This window comes from Pseudomonas sp. RL_5y_Pfl2_69 (assembly GCF_963970465.1).
Taxonomy (GTDB): Bacteria; Pseudomonadota; Gammaproteobacteria; order Pseudomonadales; family Pseudomonadaceae; genus Aquipseudomonas.
Window position 1 is genome coordinate 437727 of record NZ_CAXAOU010000003.1, and the last position, 17009, is coordinate 454735.

Sequence of the window (17009 nt, forward strand, 5' to 3'; positions counted from 1 at the left end):
GGTTTGTCCGCCACACCACGCCGATTCCATCGCGAGCAAGCCCGCTCCCACGAAGGTCATGCCAGCGCCTTGAGCACCTCATCAATCGCCTTGAGCACCTGAGCCTCACCCTTCTCGCCCCACACCAGCACAATCATCTGTGCATCGGCCTCAACTTTGTAAACATTGGCCGGCAGCTTTTTGAACTGCGTCAGCAGGCGTTCATCTTCACATTCTTCCTGCCAGCGATTGAGCCATTTTCCAGGTGCCGATTGCCAATAGCACCAAACATCAGGCTTAGTACTGCGGCGCGGGCGATGGTACTGCGCGCAGGAACCGGGCGGCTGGGGCTCAAGCCAGTACGGCCATTCCTGAGGCGCCAGCTGCATGGACAAACCAATGCGCCGTGCCTCCATGCGCAAATCCATACGCCCACTCTGCCCCCGGGAAGGCCGCAACCAGGCCAGGGGACTCAGAACCAGCGCCAGGATTGACACCACTATCCATACCGTCATATCTGTACTCTCATTACGTGATAAACGAGTGACCCGGACTTGAACCAAGGCTCTGGAAAAGGGCCATACTCATAACTAATCGCCATCTACAGGAGCACCCCACATGCCCTACGAACATATTTTGGTCGCTGTTGACCTGACCGACGAATGTGACCCCGTGATCAATCGCGCCAGCGAAAGCGCCAAGGCTAACGGTGCCAAACTGTCACTGATACATATCGTCGAGCCGATGGCGATGGCGTTTGGCGGCGACGTGCCCATGGATCTCTCGCAACTGCAGCAACAACAGTTCGATCAGGCCAAGGAGCGCCTTGAGCGGCTGATCGCCAAGTACCCGCAACTGCACAAGGATTACTGCCACCTGAACTACGGTCAGCCGCGCCAGGAAATCCATGCCTTGGCCAAAGCACAAAAATGCGACCTGATCGTGGTCGGCAGCCACGGCCGTCACGGCCTCGCCCTGTTGCTGGGCTCCACCGCCAACGACGTACTGCATGGCGCTCCGTGCGACGTACTGGCAGTCAGCCTGAAAAAACCTGACTAAGTTTATCTGCATGTAACAACAAAAAAGCCCGGCACCTTGTTAAAGGGCCGGGCTTTTTCAGTTCAGCACGCAGTCAATCAGGCATCCAGCTCAGCCCAGCGCTCAACCAGTTGCTCAAGCTCGGCTTGCAACGTTTCAAGCTTGGCAATGACTTCTGCAGTTTTGGCAGCAGGCAACTGATAGAAACCCGCATCAGCCATCTCTGCTTCAACCGCAGCAATTGCCTGTTCTTTCGCGTCGATATCCGCCGGCAACGATTCCAGCTCACGCTGCAACTTGTAGCTCAGCTTCTTTTTCGCAGCAGGAGCAGGTTGTGCGGCAACAGGAGCCGGCGCAGCCTCGACCACGGCAGAGTTCAGGTCGGCCTTGCCGGACTTGCTCTCGGTCACGCCCAGCAGGCGCGGTGAACCGCCCTGACGCAGCCAGTCCTGATAACCGCCCACGTACTCGCGAACCTTGCCTTCGCCCTGGAAAACCAGGGTGCTGGTGACCACGTTGTCGAGGAATGCCCGGTCGTGACTGACCATCAGCACGGTGCCCTTGAAGGTCAGCAAGACCTCTTCGAGCAGCTCCAGGGTTTCAACGTCCAGGTCGTTGGTAGGCTCATCGAGCACCAGCAGGTTGGCTGGCTTGCTGAACAGCTTGGCCAGCAACAGACGCGCACGCTCACCACCCGACAGCGCCTTGACCGGCGTGCGGGCACGCTGAGGGCTGAACAGGAAGTCACCCAGGTAGCTGAGTACATGGCGGCTCTGACCGTCGATATCGATAAAGTCGCGGCCTTCAGCCACGTTATCGATCACGGTTTTTTCCAGATCCAGCTGATGACGCAACTGATCGAAGTAAGCCACGTCGATGCGTGTACCTTCCTCAACCGTGCCCTCGGTCGGTACCAGGCCGCCCAGCATCAGCTTCAGCAGCGTGGTTTTACCTGTACCGTTGGCACCCAGCAGACCGATACGGTCGCCACGCTGGAGCACCATCGAGAAGTCCTTGAGCAGGAACGGGCCACCCGGGTGAGCAAAGCTGACGTTTTCCAGCACCATCACTTGCTTGCCGGACTTGTCTGCCGTATCCAGCTGGATGTTGGCCTTGCCGGTACGCTCGCGACGCTCGCTGCGCTCTACGCGCAATTCCTTCAGGGCGCGTACACGGCCTTCGTTACGGGTGCGACGGGCCTTGATACCCTGACGGATCCACACTTCTTCCTGGGCCAGACGCTTGTCGAACAGCGCGTTGGCTGTCTCTTCAGCAGCCAGGGTGGCTTCCTTGTGGACCAGGAAGCTGGCGTAGTCGCCGTTCCAGTCGATCAGGCCGCCACGGTCCAGTTCCAGAATCCGGGTAGCCAGATTTTGCAGGAATGAACGGTCGTGGGTAATAAACAGAACCGCGCCCTGGAAGTCCTTCAAGGCCTCTTCCAGCCACGCGATTGCGCCGATATCCAGGTGGTTGGTCGGTTCGTCGAGCAGCAGCAAGTCCGGTTCGGAAACCAGTGCTTGCGCCAGCAGGACGCGGCGACGCCAGCCACCGGACAATTCGGCGAGGGTTTTGTCGGCAGGCAACTGCAGACGGCTCAGGGTGCTGTCTACCAATTGCTGCAAGCGCCAGCCATCACGGGCTTCGAGGTCTTGCTGAACATGCATCAGCTTGTCCAGGTCAGCATCGGTCACGATGTTCTGGCTCAGGTGATGGTACTGGGCCAGCAACTCGCCAACACCGTCCAGGCCTTCGGCCACAACGTCGAACACGGTCCGCTCGTCGGCTACCGGCAACTCTTGCGGCAATTCGCCAATCTTGAGGCCGGGCGCGCGCCAAACAGAGCCGTCATCGGGTTTTTGATCACCTTTGACCAGCTTCATCATGCTGGACTTGCCGGTACCGTTGCGGCCGATGATGCACACCCGCTCTCCACGGGCGATCTGCCAGGACACCTTGTCCAACAACGGCATAGAGCCGAAAGCAAGGGACACATCGCTGAATTTGAGCAGGGTCATGAGCTTCTCCAAAAACTGGGCGCGCATTCTACCTGATTTAACCCCTTGGGCGGCCGGGTATTTCTTGTACCGCCCCCGCTCCCCTTCATTTAGTGCCAAGTTGCACCGGTTAACCGGCAAGGCTTTCACGTGCTGCTGGCAAAAGGCTAAGCTAGGAAATAATCAGTGCAGGCCAGACCTGCGCTCGTCGCGTTTTTATCAGTACGGAAGCCTCATGCGCAGTCGTCTCTTCAATTTTTTATCCTGCCTGCTTCTCACCAGCTGTGCCGTGCAAGCCGCCCATGGCGCAGACCTGACTCAACAACGCCAACTTTACGACCAGGCCAAGCGTGCCTTGGCCAAGGGTGACTCCGGCCCTTACTTTCAAAGTGCCGCGGCCCTGCGCAGCTACCCGCTGACGCCTTATCTTGCCTATGACGAACTGACCGCCCGCCTGAAGTCAGCCAACAACACGGAAATTGAGCAGTTTTTGGCCGAGCACGGCGACCTGCCTCAAGCCAACTGGATGAAACTGCGCTGGTTGCGCTGGCTCGCAGACCGTGGCGACTGGGCAACCTTCGCCAAGTATTACGACCCAAAACTCAACTTCACCGAACTGGACTGCCTCAACGGTCAATATGAGCTGCAGCACAACCGCAAGGCCGAAGGCTATGCCAACGCCGAAAAACTGTGGCTGGTCGGTAAAGCGCAGCCAGCCGCATGCGATGCATTGTTCAGCCAATGGGCCGCCGATGGCCAGTTGACCGAGCAAAAACGCTGGCAGCGGGTCAAGCTTGCCGCCGAAGCGCGCAATTACGCCCTGGCCACCCAACTGGCCAACGGCCTCAATACGCTGGGGCCACAAGCCAGGCTGATGATCGACGTGGCGCAAAAGCCCGACATGCTGAGCCAGCCTTCACGCTTTGCTCCGGCCAGTGAGGCCATGTCTGACGCCGTAGGCCTGGGCCTGCGCCGCCTGGCCCGCCAGGACCCGGAAAAAGCCGCGTCATTGCTCGACACCTACGCCACCAACATGCATTTCTCGCGCGACGAGAAAGTCGCCATTGCACGGGAAATCGGTCTGACATTCGCCCGCCGCTACGACAGTCGCGGCCTGGACATCATGACCAAATATGACCCGGAGCTGCGGGACAACACTGTTACCGAATGGCGCCTGCGCCTGCTGCTGCGCCTGGGCCGCTGGGAAGACGCCTACCAGCTGACCCGCAAGCTGCCTCAGGACCTGGCAACCACCAGCCGCTGGCGCTACTGGCAGGCCCGCAGCCTTGAGCTGGCCGAACCTAAAAACCCGCAGGCGCAAGTGCTGTTCAAAAAAGTCGCCAACGAGCGTGATTTCTACGGATTCCTGGCCGCCGATCGGGCGCAGACGCCTTATCAGCTCAACAACAGACCATTGATGCTCAGCCCGCAACTGGTCAAAAAAGTGCGCAACACACCGGGTGTGCAACGGGCACTGGAGTTCCATGACCGCGGGCAGATCGTCGATGGCCGTCGCGAGTGGTACTACGTCAGCCGCCTGTTCAGCCGCGATGAAATGGTCGCCCAGGCCAAGCTTGCCTACGACCTGAAGTGGTATTTCCCGGCCATTCGAACCATCAGCCAGGCCCAGTACTGGGATGATCTGGATATTCGATTCCCGATGGCCCACCGCGACACCCTGGTGCGTGAAGCCAAGCTTCGCGGCCTGCATTCCAGCTGGGTGTTCGCCATTACCCGTCAGGAAAGTGCCTTTATGGATGACGCCCGCTCTGGCGTGGGCGCCAGCGGCCTGATGCAGTTGATGCCAGCCACCGCCAAAGAGACAGCGCGAAAATTCAATATTCCACTGGCATCACCGCAGCAAGTGCTCAATCCGGACAAAAACATCCAGTTGGGTGCCGCTTACCTGAGCCAGGTGCATGGCCAGTTCAACGGCAACCGGGTGCTGGCTTCGGCGGCGTATAACGCAGGGCCCGGCCGTGTTCGGCAGTGGCTCAAGGGCGCCAATCATCTGGGCTTCGACGTCTGGATCGAAAGCATCCCTTTCGACGAAACCCGCCAGTATGTGCAGAACGTGCTGTCTTATTCGGTGATCTACGGGCAGAAGCTCAATGCGCCACAGCCGGTAGTGGACTGGCATGAGCGGTATTTTGATGATCAGTAATGCTGATCCGTGTAGCCGCTGAGGAGCGAAGCGAGGCTGCGTTGGCGTGGTGCGGCACTCCAACGCAGCCGTCGTAAATCAGGCACCGCCGTAGCCCAGATAGATTGGGGACTCAGGTTTCGCGACGGCTGCGCCGCCGATCGCAGCCTCGCTCCGCTCCTCAGCGACTACAAGCTCCGGCGTTATTCCAGCACCGTCACCGGCATCCCGACTTCCAGCACGCCACTGCCATCATTCACCAGGTTCTGACCGAACATGATGCCGTCTTCCTGTTTGCGATAAGTCATCAGGGTCGCCAACGGTTCACGCTGCTCATCACGCACACCGGTGTGCGGGTCGATGGTGGTCAGGATGCAGCGCGAGCAGGACTTGACCAGGCGAAACTCGACATCACCAATGCGGATGCGCTTCCAGCCGTCTTCGGCAAAGGCCTCGCTGCCTTCGATCACCAGATTGGGCCGAAAACGCAGCATATCCAGAGGGCGTCCCACCTTGTGTGAAATGTCATCCAGCGACGCCTGACCAATCAGCAAGAGCGGGTAGCCATCGGCAAACGCGACCTTGTCATCATCACGGCCATAGCCGGCCTCAGTGGTACGTGCACGCTCCAGTGGCACATGCACCAGGCGCACTGGCTTTTCGATAAAGCGGCTTAACCAATCGGCGGCGGCATCACCCGCATCCGGCACCCGCAAGGTGTCACGCCAGATGGTGACGCCACGCAGGTCGGTGTCGACATCCGGCACCGCCACGTCCAGTGCTTCAAAGCCCCGCGCGTTCAGGGTCAAGCCACCCGAAGCGTTCCAGAGTGCCGAAAGCTGGCTCATTTTGGGGTCGGCGCGCTGGGTAAGAAAACGCCCGCTGGCTTGGTCCACCAGCATCCAGCGCCGATCACCGACCAGCCCCAGCTTGTCCAGCCGGGCCTGAAGCAGGCTTTCGCCCTTGCCGGACTTAAGTGGAAAACGATAAAGCGCGCTTAGACGCAGCATGGCTCATGCTCCCTGCAAGGTAAAAAAAGCCACAGTATACGAGCAGATCACCCATGAAAAGACACAAGGTTTCACGCAGGGACTTGATCCAGTATCAAGCGCTGGCGGACAACATCCACCAGTTTGTCCGGCTGAAATTTGGACAGGAAGTTGTCGCAACCCACCTTTTTAACCATCGACTCATTGAAGCTGCCTGACAGAGAGGTGTGCAGCACCACATACAAATCTCGCAAACGCGGGTCGTTTCGGATCTCGGTGGTCAGACGGTAACCGTCCATTTCCGGCATTTCGGCATCGGTGAAAATCATCAGCAACTTGTCTGTCATGACCTGGCCGGTGTCGGCCCAGTCCTTGAGCATGTTCAGCGCCTTGAGGCCATCGCTGGCGATGTGCATCTTGATCCCCAACTGCGAAAGCGTTTCGCGCAGCTGGGCCAAGGCGACACTGGAATCGTCGACCAGCAGCACTTCTCGTCCGCGTACCTGTTCGAAGATGGGATCGGCCAGCTTCTCCCGTGAGACTTTGGCGTTGTACGGCACAATTTCGGCCAGGACCTTTTCCACGTCGATGATCTCGACCAGTTGCTCCTCGACCTTGCTGATGGCCGTCAGGTAATGGCTGCGCCCGGCACTGGCGGGCGGCGGCAGGATGGCTTCCCAGTTCATGTTGACGATGCGATCAACCCCGCCCACCAAAAACGCCTGCACCGAGCGGTTGTACTCGGTCACGATAATGGTGCTGTCCGGGCCGGGCACCAGGGCCCGCATGCCAATCGCCCGGGACAGGTCGATCACCGGAAGGGTCTTGCCGCGCAGGTTGACCACGCCACACACGTGGGGATGACGATGTGGCATGAGCGTCAGTTTGGGGAGCTGCAGGACTTCTTGCACCTTGAACACGTTGATCGCGAACAACTGCCGACCGGCCAGGCGAAACATAAGAAGCTCCAGCCGGTTTGCACCCACCAACTGAGTGCGCTGGTCTACCGTATCGAGAATGCCGGCCATGAGTGACTCCTGAGCGTGGGGACTTGATGACTGACGTTATCGGCCGGATTCCCGGAAACTTGATATTGGATAGCCATCAACTAACCCGCAGTCACTCACTGCCCAGCAAAGGCGAGCCCTCGGGCAAGTGAACCTTCAATGCACCCTTGCGCACGGTAAAGCGCATGGCATCACCTTCCAGCGGCTCGCCATCGAGATTCATCGAGAGGCCTTCGGCCGCCTTGATTTCAACCCAGGGCAAACGCGCCCGGACGAACAGGTTATCCAGCCCCCAACCCTCAGCCATCAGGCTTTTCAGGGTGCCTACGATTTCCTGGGGGGCAGGCAAAATACTGATATCCAGCATGCCATCATCGGCCAGGGCATCAGGGCACAGCATTTGCCCGCCTCCCGCCTGGCGACCGTTGCCAATCCCAAGCGCCAGCAGCTCGCCTTTCCAGTGAAAGTCCGGCCCCTGCAACTCGGCGTAGGCGGCATGCAGTTCACTGAAGCGCGTCAGCCCGGTAAACAGATAGGCCGCGCCGCCCAGCACCTTTTTCAGATCCTCCGAGGTGTTGGCCGTCACCTGACTGCCAAAGCCCCCGGTGGCCATGTTCAAAAACAATTGACCACCCACTTCGCCCAGATCAACGGCCCGGGCTGGCACATTGAGCAAGGCCAGGGCTTCGCTCGGTTCAAGCGACACGCCCGCCGCCCGCGCAAAATCATTGGCCGTGCCTAAAGGCAACGGCACCAGACTGGCCTCGGTATCGGCCAGCGCCATGGCCTCACAAATATCACGCAATGTGCCATCGCCACCGCCCGCAATCAGATGGGTATAACCCGCATCCAGCGCCTCGTGCACCAAACGCTGGGCATCACCGGCTTCCCATGTCAGGCGTACCGCCAATTCCCACCCGGCCGCACGCTGCTGCTCAACGGCCGCCCGCACCTCTTCATTGAGCGCTTGCTTGCCATGCAGAATCAAAAACGCCTTACCTGCACTCATGTTCCATCCCTCGACAAATTCGGTCTGATAGCTTGGACAACAGCCTTGCAAGAACGACTCATGTACCCGCGATTTAACCTCCACGGGTCGATCAAAGCCGCATAACCCGTCAGACTTCACCCTCTGACAGCAATCCAATGATTCTAGAGGCGTTTTGAATGAGCACACTCGTTCCCTGCATCATCGCCGGTGGCGCTGGCACCCGGCTGTGGCCGGTGTCACGAGAGGCCATGCCAAAGCCCTTCATGTGCTTGCCGGATGGCGAGAGCTTGCTGCAGAAGACCTTCAATCGCGCAATCGGGCTGCGCGACGTGGACCGGTTGCTGACCGTCACCAACCGGGACGTGTTTTTCCGCACCCTCGACGATTATCGTCCACTGAACAACGCAGACCTGGAGCTGGACTTTATCCTCGAGCCCTTTGGCCGCAACACCGCCCCGGCCATCGCCGCTGCCGCGCTGCACGTTGCCCGGCGTTACGGCGAAGACGCCCAACTGCTGGTGCTGCCCGCCGACCACCTGATTACCGATATTGCCGCCTTCAGCCGGGCGGTAGACCGCGCCCGGCAACTGGCCGACCAGGGCTGGCTGGTGACCTTTGGCATTTTGCCAACCCGGGCTGAAACCGGCTTTGGCTATATCGAAAAAGGCCAGAAGCTGGGCAGCGACGGCTACAAAGTCGAGCGGTTTGTTGAAAAGCCTGAAGCACAGGCGGCCCAGGACTACCTCGAGGGCGGGCTGCATCTATGGAACAGCGGCATGTTTTGCTTGCGCGTCGACAGTGTGCTGCGCGAATTCAAGACTCACGCCCCCCATGTTCTGGCTGCAGTGATCAACTGCCTCGAGCACAGCCAGGTGTTCCAGGGTAAACAGCAGCGCCATCTGGAACTGGATAGCCAGAGCTTTGCCCTGGTGCCCGATATATCCATCGACTACGCACTGATGGAGCACTCGCAAAAAGTCGCCGTAGTGCCCTGCCAGTTGGGCTGGAGCGATATCGGCTCATGGGAGGCGGTACGTGAATTGAGCCCGGCAGATGCCAATGGCAACCAGTGCAATGGCGAAAACGTGCTGCACGATGTACACAACTGCTACATCGATTCGCCCAAGCGCCTGGTGGGCGGGGTCGGTCTCAATGACCTGATCATTATCGACACGCCGGATGCCCTGCTCGTCGCCGATGCCAGGCGCAGCCAGGACGTCAGGCATATCGCCCAGGCGCTCAAGCTTCAGGGCCACGATGCTTATCGCCTGCACCGTACAGTGACCCGCCCCTGGGGCACTTACACCGTGCTGGAGGAAGGGCCGGGGTTCAAGATCAAGCGCATTGTGGTCAAGCCTCAGGCCGCACTGTCATTGCAAGTCCATCAACAACGCAGCGAACACTGGATCGTAGTCAGCGGCACGGCGCAGGTGACTAATGGCGACCTTGATTTCGTCCTCGGCATCAACGAGTCCACCCTGATCAACCCCGGCAGCCCTCATCGACTGAGCAACGCAGGAGAACATGATCTGGTGATGATCGAAGTGCAAAGCGGCGCGTATGTGGGCGAAGACGACATCGTGCGCCTGACTGATATTTATGGGCGAGCGCCCCTCGCTGAATGACTCGATTGTGTAGCCGCTGGCGCAGGCTGCGATAAGGATCGAAGGGCCTTCGTCAGCGGCTACAGCACGCCAGGCTTACCCCAGCACTTCACTCAACGGGATAAACCCCACCCAGTCGCCTTCAACCAGGGTACGTTCCTCAAGGACTTCCACCAGGCCCTCGGCCCATGCTGCGCTGCGCAAAACCCCCGAACTCTGGTTTTTGTAGATCACCGCACGCCCCTGCTCCAACCGTGCGCGCAAGTATTCGCGGCGATTGCCCGGCTTGGGCCAGACGAACCCGGCAGGCACCTGGAATTTCAGTGGTTCGACGGCTTGCACGCCCTGAAGGCGCAACAGGTACGGCCGTGCAAGCAGCGCGAACGTCACCAGAGTCGACGCAGGATTGCCCGGCAAGCCGATCACCGGCACACCGCGGAAATGCCCGCAGGTCAGGGGTTTGCCCGGTTTGATTGCCAGCTTCCACAAGGCCAGCTCGCCCTCTTCGCGAAGCGCAATACCTAAAAAGTCCGCCTCGCCCACCGACACTCCGCCCGAGGAAAGAATCAGGTCGACCGCCCCCAACTCACCCAGGCGCTGACGGGTTGCAGGCAAGTCATCAGGCAAAATACCCCCATCGACCACTTCGCAGCCCAGTCGCGTGAGCCAGCTGCACAGCAACACGCGGTTGCTGTTGTAGATTTGCCCCGGCCCCAACGGCTGGCCCGGTTCGATCAACTCATCGCCCGTGGACAACACCGCGACTTTGACCCGACGAATCACGTCCAGTGCTGCGCATCCCAAGGACGCTGCCAGGCCCTGTTCAATCGGCCCCAAGCGCGTGCCTGCAGGCAGGACGACCTCACCAACGGTGGTTTCCTGCCCCTGAGGACGAATGTTCTGACCTGTACGCAAGGCATGGGTAAAAACCACTCGACCGTCGGCCTGGACCTGGGCGTTTTCCTGCATCTCGACGCAGTCCGCACCCGCTGGCATCGGTGCGCCGGTAAAGATCCGTGCACAGGTCCCAGGAGCCAGTGGTTCGGGGGCAGCACCGGCAAAAATACGCTGGCTGACCGTTAGCGGCTCGCCCGACCATTCCGCCACATTCAGGGCATACCCGTCCATGGCGCTGTTGGGCCACGGCGGCAGGTCAAGGCTTGAGATCAGGTCATGGGCCAGCACCCGGCCTTCGCTCGCCGCCAGAAGGACCGACTCGGTGTCGCGGATCGGCGCAGCTTCTGCCAGCGCCAGCAGGCGCGCCAACGCCACTTCGACAGGCATCAGCTCGCCTGTACGACCCGGCTTACCCACGGGTGTCACAGGCCGGCGCCTGCTTCAAATGGGCGACGAAGTTGCATGGGCGATGGCGGGAGTCCAGTTGCTCGGCCAAAATCCCGTCCCAGCCGGTGCGTACCGCATTGGTCGAACCCGGCAGGCAGCACACCAGCGTGCCATTGGCCAGACCGGCCAGGGCCCTGGATTGAACGGTCGAAGTGCCGATATCGGCCACCGAGATTTGACGGAACAACTCGCCAAAGCCATCAACCTGTTTATCCAGCAAGCAGCTCACGGCTTCTGGCGTGCTGTCGCGGGCGGTAAACCCGGTGCCGCCGGTAATCAGCACCACTTGCACCTCATCTTCGGCAATCCAGGTGGCGACCTGGGCGCGAATTTTATACAGGTCATCCTTGAGCAATACCCGCGCCGCCAGGGTGTGCCCGGCATCGCTCAGGCGATCGACAAAGACTTGGCCAGAGGTATCGGTTTCGAGGGTTCGGGTGTCACTAACCGTCAGAACAGCGATGTTCAAAGGTACGAAAGGTGCATCAACCTTGGCTTTCATAGACGAGGTCCAGTTGTAGGATAAACAGCCCGGTGTTATATCACAGCCCTTCTTTTCGCTGGTTGTGCGGAGTACCGGATGAGCCTGTTTCAATGCTCCATTTTGCTGCTGGCGGGGGGGCGCGGCCAGCGCATGGGCGGCCAGGACAAAGGCCTGGTGACGTGGCGGGGCCAGCCGCTGATCGAGTTCGTGCAGCGCCTCGCCAGACCGCTGAGCGATGACCTGATCATTTCGTGCAATCGCAACCGCGAGCAATACGCACCCTACGCCGATCAACTGGTCAGTGATGGCAATGATGACTTTGACGGACCTCTGGCAGGGATACGTGCGGGGCTGGCCGCTGCCCGGAACACGCACATGCTGGTGCTGCCCTGTGACGTACCAAACATTGACAGCGATTTGCTCGCTGCCCTGCTTGACGCAGCCCGCCAGCACCCTGATCAACCGGTGATGGTGCGCCACGGCGAACAGTGGGAGCCGCTGCTGTGTGTCATCCCGACTGCACTGGCGCCTGCCTTCGAAGCCGCCTGGCAGGCGGGTGAGCGCAGTCCGCGAAAAATAATGCTTCAGCTCAATGCACAGGCCTGGCAATGCGCCGAAAATGATCCCCGACTGATCAATTTCAACACCCCGGATTTACTGGAATAAACCGCGCAGGCGTATGCCAGACACTAGCAATGGAACTTGCAGACGATGTATACGTCTCAGGGACAGTAATCCATAACAGCACATTCACTTGTTGGAGATACACCATGACTCACCGGACTCTCGCCGCCCTTATGCTTGCTGCTGGCCTGGCTGCCCTTGCTGGCTGCTCTTCGCCTTCAGTGATCACACTTAACGACGGCCGTGAAATCCAGACAGTCGATGCGCCAAAGTACGATGATGCCTCGGGTTTCTATCAGTTCGAGCAATTGGACGGCAAAAAAACCCGCATCAACAAAGACCAGATTCGCACCGTAAAAGAGCTGTAATCCGGCTTTGGGGGAGCGAGCAGGCTCGCTCCCCCCCCTTTCGTGAACCGCATTCCCCTTGTGCGGATTATGTTGTTACCAGTCCAGCTTGATCCGGCTCTCGAAAAAACGCGCCTCACCCGTCAGCGGGTCTTCAAAGCGCAAGCTCTGGGCCAACAGTTTTAGCGGATTGGCATAGTCATCGACGGCGTCCTTGATCACGTCAGGGTAAAACGGATCATTGCAGATCCCTGCCCCGAGGGCCGCCATGTGCACCCGCAACTGATGCTTCTTTCCTGTCACGGGATACAGCGCGTAGCGCCACAAATCACCCTTTTTCTCACAGATATCGACCAAGGTTTCAGTGTTGCTGACGCCCTGCCCTTCTTGCATGCGGAAAAAGGGTTCGCCTTCCACCAAGCGACTTTTGTGCACGCGCGGCAGCTCCAGATCAGGCAAGGCCCGAGCAATTGCCTCGTAACGTTTTTCGATTTTACGCGTGGGAAATAACGACTGATACGCCGAGCGAGTCTCAGGGTTGGCCGAAAAGAGCACCAGGCCTGCCGTGTGCCGGTCTATCCGGTGCAGGGGGACCAGATGAGGGTTATCCAGAGTTCGAATCAAGCGTCGCAACAGCGTTTGCTCAACATATTCGCCCGCAGGGGTCACCGGCAGAAAGTGCGGTTTATCCGCGACAACCAGATGCTCATCGGCATACAGGATGGTTTCCTGCACGGGGATCGGCGTTTCGTTCGGTACTTCGCGAAAGTAGTGAATGCGCAGCCCTTCCTTGTAGGCCAACTGCGCACTGATCGGCGCTCCATTGGCATCCAGTACCCGGCCACGGGCAATACGGTCGAGCCACTGATCGCGGCTGATGGCTCGAAAGTGCTCACACAGGCAGTCGAGCACCGTGAGCCAACTGCCCGGCGGCAGGTACAAAGTGCTGGCTTGATGCTCGGCGGCGTTGAAAGGCTGGGGCGACATAGAAACACTCAGGCGATAAATGCAGCTGGCGATTATCGCGCAAAGACCCGGTGAACCCCATCAGGATTTATCCGAGAAAGCTCACCACCTGCTCGGTATCAAACGGCCAGCCCAGCTCTTGGCCAGTGTCAACCCGGCGCAATACGGGGATCAGAAGACCGTAGGTTTCAAACAACGCATCGCTGTCGGCGATATCGACCAGCTCGACCATCAGCCCATGTTCAACCAAAGGCATTAGAATCGCTTCGGCCAGCTCACACAGATGACAGCCCAGGGTGCCGAACAATTGACATTCGGGAGGCATAAATAACGACCTGAGGAATAAAGTGCTCATCTTAAGAGCCTTGCCCGAAGACGTCGACCTGCAGCCGGCACCACCAGTCACTTGGCTGGCCTGGCAATACAATCGCTCTATTGCAGTCCTTGCGACTACGCTTGACCCACATCAGCGCCATCCCTTCTCAATTACCGGATGCTCGCGGCTTTTTTACTCGATCTGACAGGGAAGACTTTCGTGTTTGCCAATTTGCTCATCATCCTTGCCTCGTCACTGGTAGTCATTGCACTGTTCCGGCGCCTGAAACTGCCACCGGTGCTGGGTTATTTGTGTGTTGGCCTGTTCGTCGGCCCCACCGCACTGGACTGGATCAATGACAGCCCGGATCTGCCAGACCTGGCAGAGCTTGGGGTGGTGTTCCTGCTGTTCTCCCTGGGGCTGGAGTTCTCATTGCCCAAGATGCTCAAGCTACGCCGGGTAGTGTTTGGTCTTGGCAGCCTGCAAGTGCTGTGCTCAGCCGTTGCGCTGGGCGGCCTGCTGTATGCGTTTGGCATGAGTCTCAACAGTGCATTTTTACTGGGCGCCGGGCTCGCCTTGTCGTCCACGGCGATCGTGAGCAAAGAGCTTACCAGCCTGGGAGAAATCTTCAGTCGTCACGGCCAGAACGCCATCGGCGTACTGCTGTTTCAGGATGTGGTCGCGGTGCTGCTGCTGACCCTGGTGCCGGTGTTCGCTGGCAGCAGCGATCAGGCCTGGTACTGGGCCTTGCCGATAACCTTGGGCAAGACAGTGATTCTGTTTTTCGGGCTTGTGTTTGCCAGCCGCTTTCTGCTGCCGCGCCTGTTCCACGAAGTAGCCGCATCACGCTCAGCCGAGCTGTTTGTATTGTTGGCGCTGGTGATCGTGCTGCTCACCGCCTGGCTCACTCACCTGCTCGGCCTGTCACCCGCCCTGGGTGCCTTTCTTGCCGGCATGCTGCTGGGCGAAAGCCATTACCGGCATCAGATTGAAGCCGATATCCGGCCCTTCCGCGACATCTTGCTGGGCCTGTTTTTCGTCAGTATCGGCATGCTGATTGACCTGCAACTATTCGTTCACGATGGCTTCCTGATTCTGGGCCTGACACTGGCCCTGATGCTGATCAAGGGCTGCGTGGTTGCACTGCTGGTCAAGCTGCGCGGCAGTGACGGTGAGACGGCCTGGCGCAGTGGCCTGGCACTGGCCCAGGGCGGCGAGTTCTGCTTCGCACTCATGGCCCAAATGCAGCTCAACTCGCTCATTCCCCCAGAGATAGCAGGCTACCTGCTGGCAGCCACTTTCTGCTCAATGCTGCTGACGCCTCTGCTGTTAAGGGCTGCACCGAAAATTGCTGCCAGCTTGCACCGCCAGTCCTATGAAGAGGCCGAACTGGAAGAAATAGCCGCTCAAAGTGCCGAACTGCACGGGCACGTGGTGATGTGTGGCTATGGCCGCGTAGGCCAGTCCATCGGGCGGTTCTTGCGCCGTGAAAACAAGGACTTTGTCGCACTGGACTACGACCCTGACCGCATTCAGGAGGCTACAAAAACGGACAACAGCGTGCACTACGGCGACGCACGTCGCGGGGATTTACTCCGTGCCGTCGGCGTGGATCGGGCGCGACTGCTGGTGATTGCCGTCGACAACACCGAGGTCGCCATGTGCGTGCTCAAGGAGGCCCGGCTGATCACACTCGAAGTCCCCATCCTGGTCAGAACCCGCGACGACAGCCAACTGGCAGACCTCAAGGCTGCCGGTGCAACTGAAGTGGTTCCCGAATTGCTGGAGTCCAGCCTTATGCTCGCCTCCCACGCACTGATCATGCTTGGGCTGCCTGAAAAAACCGTGCAACGCCGAGTGGATCAAGTGCGTCATGATCGGTATCACTTGCTTGAAGGCTGTTTTGAAAATACAGACTCCCGTGATGCATCCACCCCCCGCGAAAACGATTGATTTAAGCTAAGGTTGGTCCCTGTTCAACACAAACATCTCTTGCCTGCGCCTTGCCAACGCTCATGCGAAGGCGCAGAAGCGAGTGAACCTTCGCCGAAGACCTACACTCGAACGATCATCAAGCCACTAACGGAGTTAATCATGGCCCGCAAAACAGCAAAGAATGCTCAAGAAATACTGATGGCCGATTTCCAGGCTCTGGTGCTTGACGCCGAACGGCTGCTGGAGCACACCGCTTCCCTGGCCGGGGATCAAGCTGAAGAGCTGCGCGCCCAGATCAAGGACAGCCTGTACAAAGCCCGTGAAACACTGGAAGAAACCAAGGAATCGTTGAAAGACCGTGGCGAAGCCGCCGTGATCGCCACTGAAGATTACGTTCAGACCAACCCTTGGCAGTCCGTTGGTATTGCGGCTGGCGTAGGCTTTTTGATTGGCCTGCTGGCAACGCGGCGCTGATATGACAGACGAATCAGGTACCCCCCGTTCCTCACCGCGGCGCCTGGGTGCCGCGTTTCTGGGTCTGTTGCACAGTCATGTCGAGCTGCTGGGCATTGAACTGCAAGAGCAGAAGGCGCGCACGGTCAGCCTGTTGTTGTTTGCCGGCCTGGCACTCGTGTTCGGGCTTCTGCTGTTGATCGGGCTGTCGGCGCTGGTCATGATTTTGCTCTGGGACAGTTACCGCATCCCGGGCATCATCGGGCTTTGTCTGTTTTATACGCTGGCCGCTGTTTTTTGCGGGCTGCGCCTCAAAGCCGCGGTGTTCGATGAATCATCTCCTTTCAACGCCACGCTTGAAGAGCTGGCCAAAGACCGCGAGCGTTTGCTGCCATGAGCCTGCCTGAACTGCCAAAAAACGCCTCACGCCAGGAATTGCGTAAAACACTGATTCGCTTGCGCATGGAAATGCATCGCCAGGAGATTCGTCATGAATCCCAACAGTTGCTGCAGCCCTTGCAAAAAATGCGCGGGATGACCAGCAACTGGCAGGAAACCCTTGGAATCAAGCACGCTCCCCTGTGGGGAGTCGGGATTGTGACCTTGCTCGGTTTTCTGACAGGCAGAGGCGCCAAAAGTAAAAACGCCGAAGGTGCTTCCCGCTGGATAGGCCTGACCACAGGTTTGATACCGCTGATCAAGATGGTTATCCAGGCATCGCGCAAGCCTTGAGCGGCGCAACCACCCTCCTTCATTCTGCAGGACGGGGCTTGCCCCTCTTGCAGCATCCGGCCT

18 protein-coding genes are annotated in these 17009 nt (G+C 59.1%); 9 read left to right on the forward strand and 9 right to left on the reverse strand.

Annotated features, from left to right (window positions below; all coding sequences use genetic code 11):
• Positions 1-56: 56 nt before the first annotated feature.
• Complete coding sequence (locus AACY07_RS08130) at positions 57-494, reverse strand: hypothetical protein (protein WP_339474295.1); 438 nt, start codon at positions 492-494, stop codon at positions 57-59.
• Positions 495-597: 103 nt separating this feature from the next.
• On the opposite strand from AACY07_RS08130, the gene AACY07_RS08135 reads away from it, so the two are divergent.
• Positions 598-1038 (forward strand): universal stress protein, encoded by a 441-nt coding sequence (locus AACY07_RS08135; protein ID WP_019827477.1) that lies wholly within the window; start codon positions 598-600, stop codon positions 1036-1038.
• A gap of 77 nt (positions 1039-1115) precedes the next feature.
• On the opposite strand, the gene AACY07_RS08140 is transcribed toward AACY07_RS08135, so the two are convergent.
• Positions 1116-3032: an ATP-binding cassette domain-containing protein gene (locus AACY07_RS08140; protein ID WP_219262488.1), complete on the reverse strand. Its 1917-nt coding sequence runs from the start codon at positions 3030-3032 to the stop codon at positions 1116-1118.
• A 214-nt stretch (positions 3033-3246) separates the two neighbouring features.
• Between AACY07_RS08140 and AACY07_RS08145 the strand changes: the two genes are divergently transcribed.
• Positions 3247-5175, forward strand: a complete 1929-nt coding sequence (locus AACY07_RS08145) for a transglycosylase SLT domain-containing protein (RefSeq protein ID WP_339474298.1) — start codon at positions 3247-3249, stop codon at positions 5173-5175.
• 182 nt (positions 5176-5357) lie between these two features.
• On the opposite strand, the gene AACY07_RS08150 is transcribed toward AACY07_RS08145, so the two are convergent.
• The 3 genes from AACY07_RS08150 to yegS form a co-directional block, all read right to left on the reverse strand.
• On the reverse strand, positions 5358-6164 hold the full coding sequence (locus tag AACY07_RS08150) for an MOSC domain-containing protein (protein ID WP_339474299.1): 807 nt from the start codon (positions 6162-6164) through the stop codon (positions 5358-5360).
• A gap of 71 nt (positions 6165-6235) precedes the next feature.
• Positions 6236-7171, reverse strand: coding sequence for a chemotaxis protein CheV (locus AACY07_RS08155; RefSeq protein WP_339474300.1), 936 nt, complete (start codon positions 7169-7171; stop codon positions 6236-6238).
• A gap of 91 nt (positions 7172-7262) precedes the next feature.
• Complete coding sequence (yegS, locus tag AACY07_RS08160) at positions 7263-8159, reverse strand: lipid kinase YegS (RefSeq protein ID WP_133077845.1); 897 nt, start codon at positions 8157-8159, stop codon at positions 7263-7265.
• A 158-nt stretch (positions 8160-8317) separates the two neighbouring features.
• Here yegS and AACY07_RS08165 point away from each other — a divergent pair, with 158 nt between their 5' ends.
• Positions 8318-9766: a mannose-1-phosphate guanylyltransferase/mannose-6-phosphate isomerase gene (locus AACY07_RS08165; RefSeq protein WP_339474301.1), complete on the forward strand. Its 1449-nt coding sequence runs from the start codon at positions 8318-8320 to the stop codon at positions 9764-9766.
• Positions 9767-9841: 75 nt separating this feature from the next.
• Here the strand turns inward: AACY07_RS08165 and AACY07_RS08170 are convergent, their stop codons facing one another.
• Both AACY07_RS08170 and moaB read right to left on the reverse strand, forming a co-directional pair.
• Positions 9842-11068: a molybdopterin molybdotransferase MoeA gene (locus AACY07_RS08170; RefSeq protein ID WP_339474302.1), complete on the reverse strand. Its 1227-nt coding sequence runs from the start codon at positions 11066-11068 to the stop codon at positions 9842-9844.
• On the reverse strand, positions 11052-11591 hold the full coding sequence (gene moaB, locus AACY07_RS08175; protein WP_133077848.1) for a molybdenum cofactor biosynthesis protein B: 540 nt from the start codon (positions 11589-11591) through the stop codon (positions 11052-11054). Before moaB ends, AACY07_RS08170 begins: the two co-directional genes overlap by 17 nt.
• Positions 11592-11669: 78 nt before the next feature.
• Here moaB and mobA point away from each other — a divergent pair, with 78 nt between their 5' ends.
• Both mobA and AACY07_RS08185 read left to right on the forward strand, forming a co-directional pair.
• Positions 11670-12239 (forward strand): molybdenum cofactor guanylyltransferase MobA, encoded by a 570-nt coding sequence (gene mobA, locus AACY07_RS08180; protein ID WP_339474303.1) that lies wholly within the window; start codon positions 11670-11672, stop codon positions 12237-12239.
• 104 nt (positions 12240-12343) lie between these two features.
• Entirely contained in the window at positions 12344-12565 is a 222-nt protein-coding gene (locus AACY07_RS08185; protein ID WP_133077850.1) for a YgdI/YgdR family lipoprotein, read from the forward strand.
• Positions 12566-12640: 75 nt separating this feature from the next.
• Here the strand turns inward: AACY07_RS08185 and AACY07_RS08190 are convergent, their stop codons facing one another.
• Together AACY07_RS08190 and AACY07_RS08195 are read right to left on the reverse strand one after the other, a co-directional pair.
• Positions 12641-13531 (reverse strand): pseudouridine synthase, encoded by an 891-nt coding sequence (locus tag AACY07_RS08190; RefSeq protein WP_339474304.1) that lies wholly within the window; start codon positions 13529-13531, stop codon positions 12641-12643.
• A gap of 67 nt (positions 13532-13598) precedes the next feature.
• Complete coding sequence (locus AACY07_RS08195; protein WP_046809656.1) at positions 13599-13835, reverse strand: glutaredoxin family protein; 237 nt, start codon at positions 13833-13835, stop codon at positions 13599-13601.
• A gap of 210 nt (positions 13836-14045) precedes the next feature.
• Here AACY07_RS08195 and AACY07_RS08200 point away from each other — a divergent pair, with 210 nt between their 5' ends.
• The 4 genes from AACY07_RS08200 to AACY07_RS08215 all read left to right on the forward strand — a co-directional run bounded on the left by AACY07_RS08200 (position 14046) and on the right by AACY07_RS08215 (position 16946).
• A complete protein-coding gene (locus AACY07_RS08200) occupies positions 14046-15779 on the forward strand; it encodes a cation:proton antiporter (protein ID WP_339474305.1) in 1734 nt (577 codons plus the stop codon).
• Between the two features lie 141 nt (positions 15780-15920).
• A complete protein-coding gene (locus tag AACY07_RS08205; protein ID WP_339474306.1) occupies positions 15921-16235 on the forward strand; it encodes a DUF883 family protein in 315 nt (104 codons plus the stop codon).
• Between the two features lies 1 nt (position 16236).
• Positions 16237-16611, forward strand: coding sequence for a phage holin family protein (locus AACY07_RS08210; protein WP_133077854.1), 375 nt, complete (start codon positions 16237-16239; stop codon positions 16609-16611).
• Positions 16608-16946: a hypothetical protein gene (locus AACY07_RS08215; protein WP_133077855.1), complete on the forward strand. Its 339-nt coding sequence runs from the start codon at positions 16608-16610 to the stop codon at positions 16944-16946. Before AACY07_RS08210 ends, AACY07_RS08215 begins: the two co-directional genes overlap by 4 nt.
• Positions 16947-17009 lie beyond the last annotated feature (63 nt).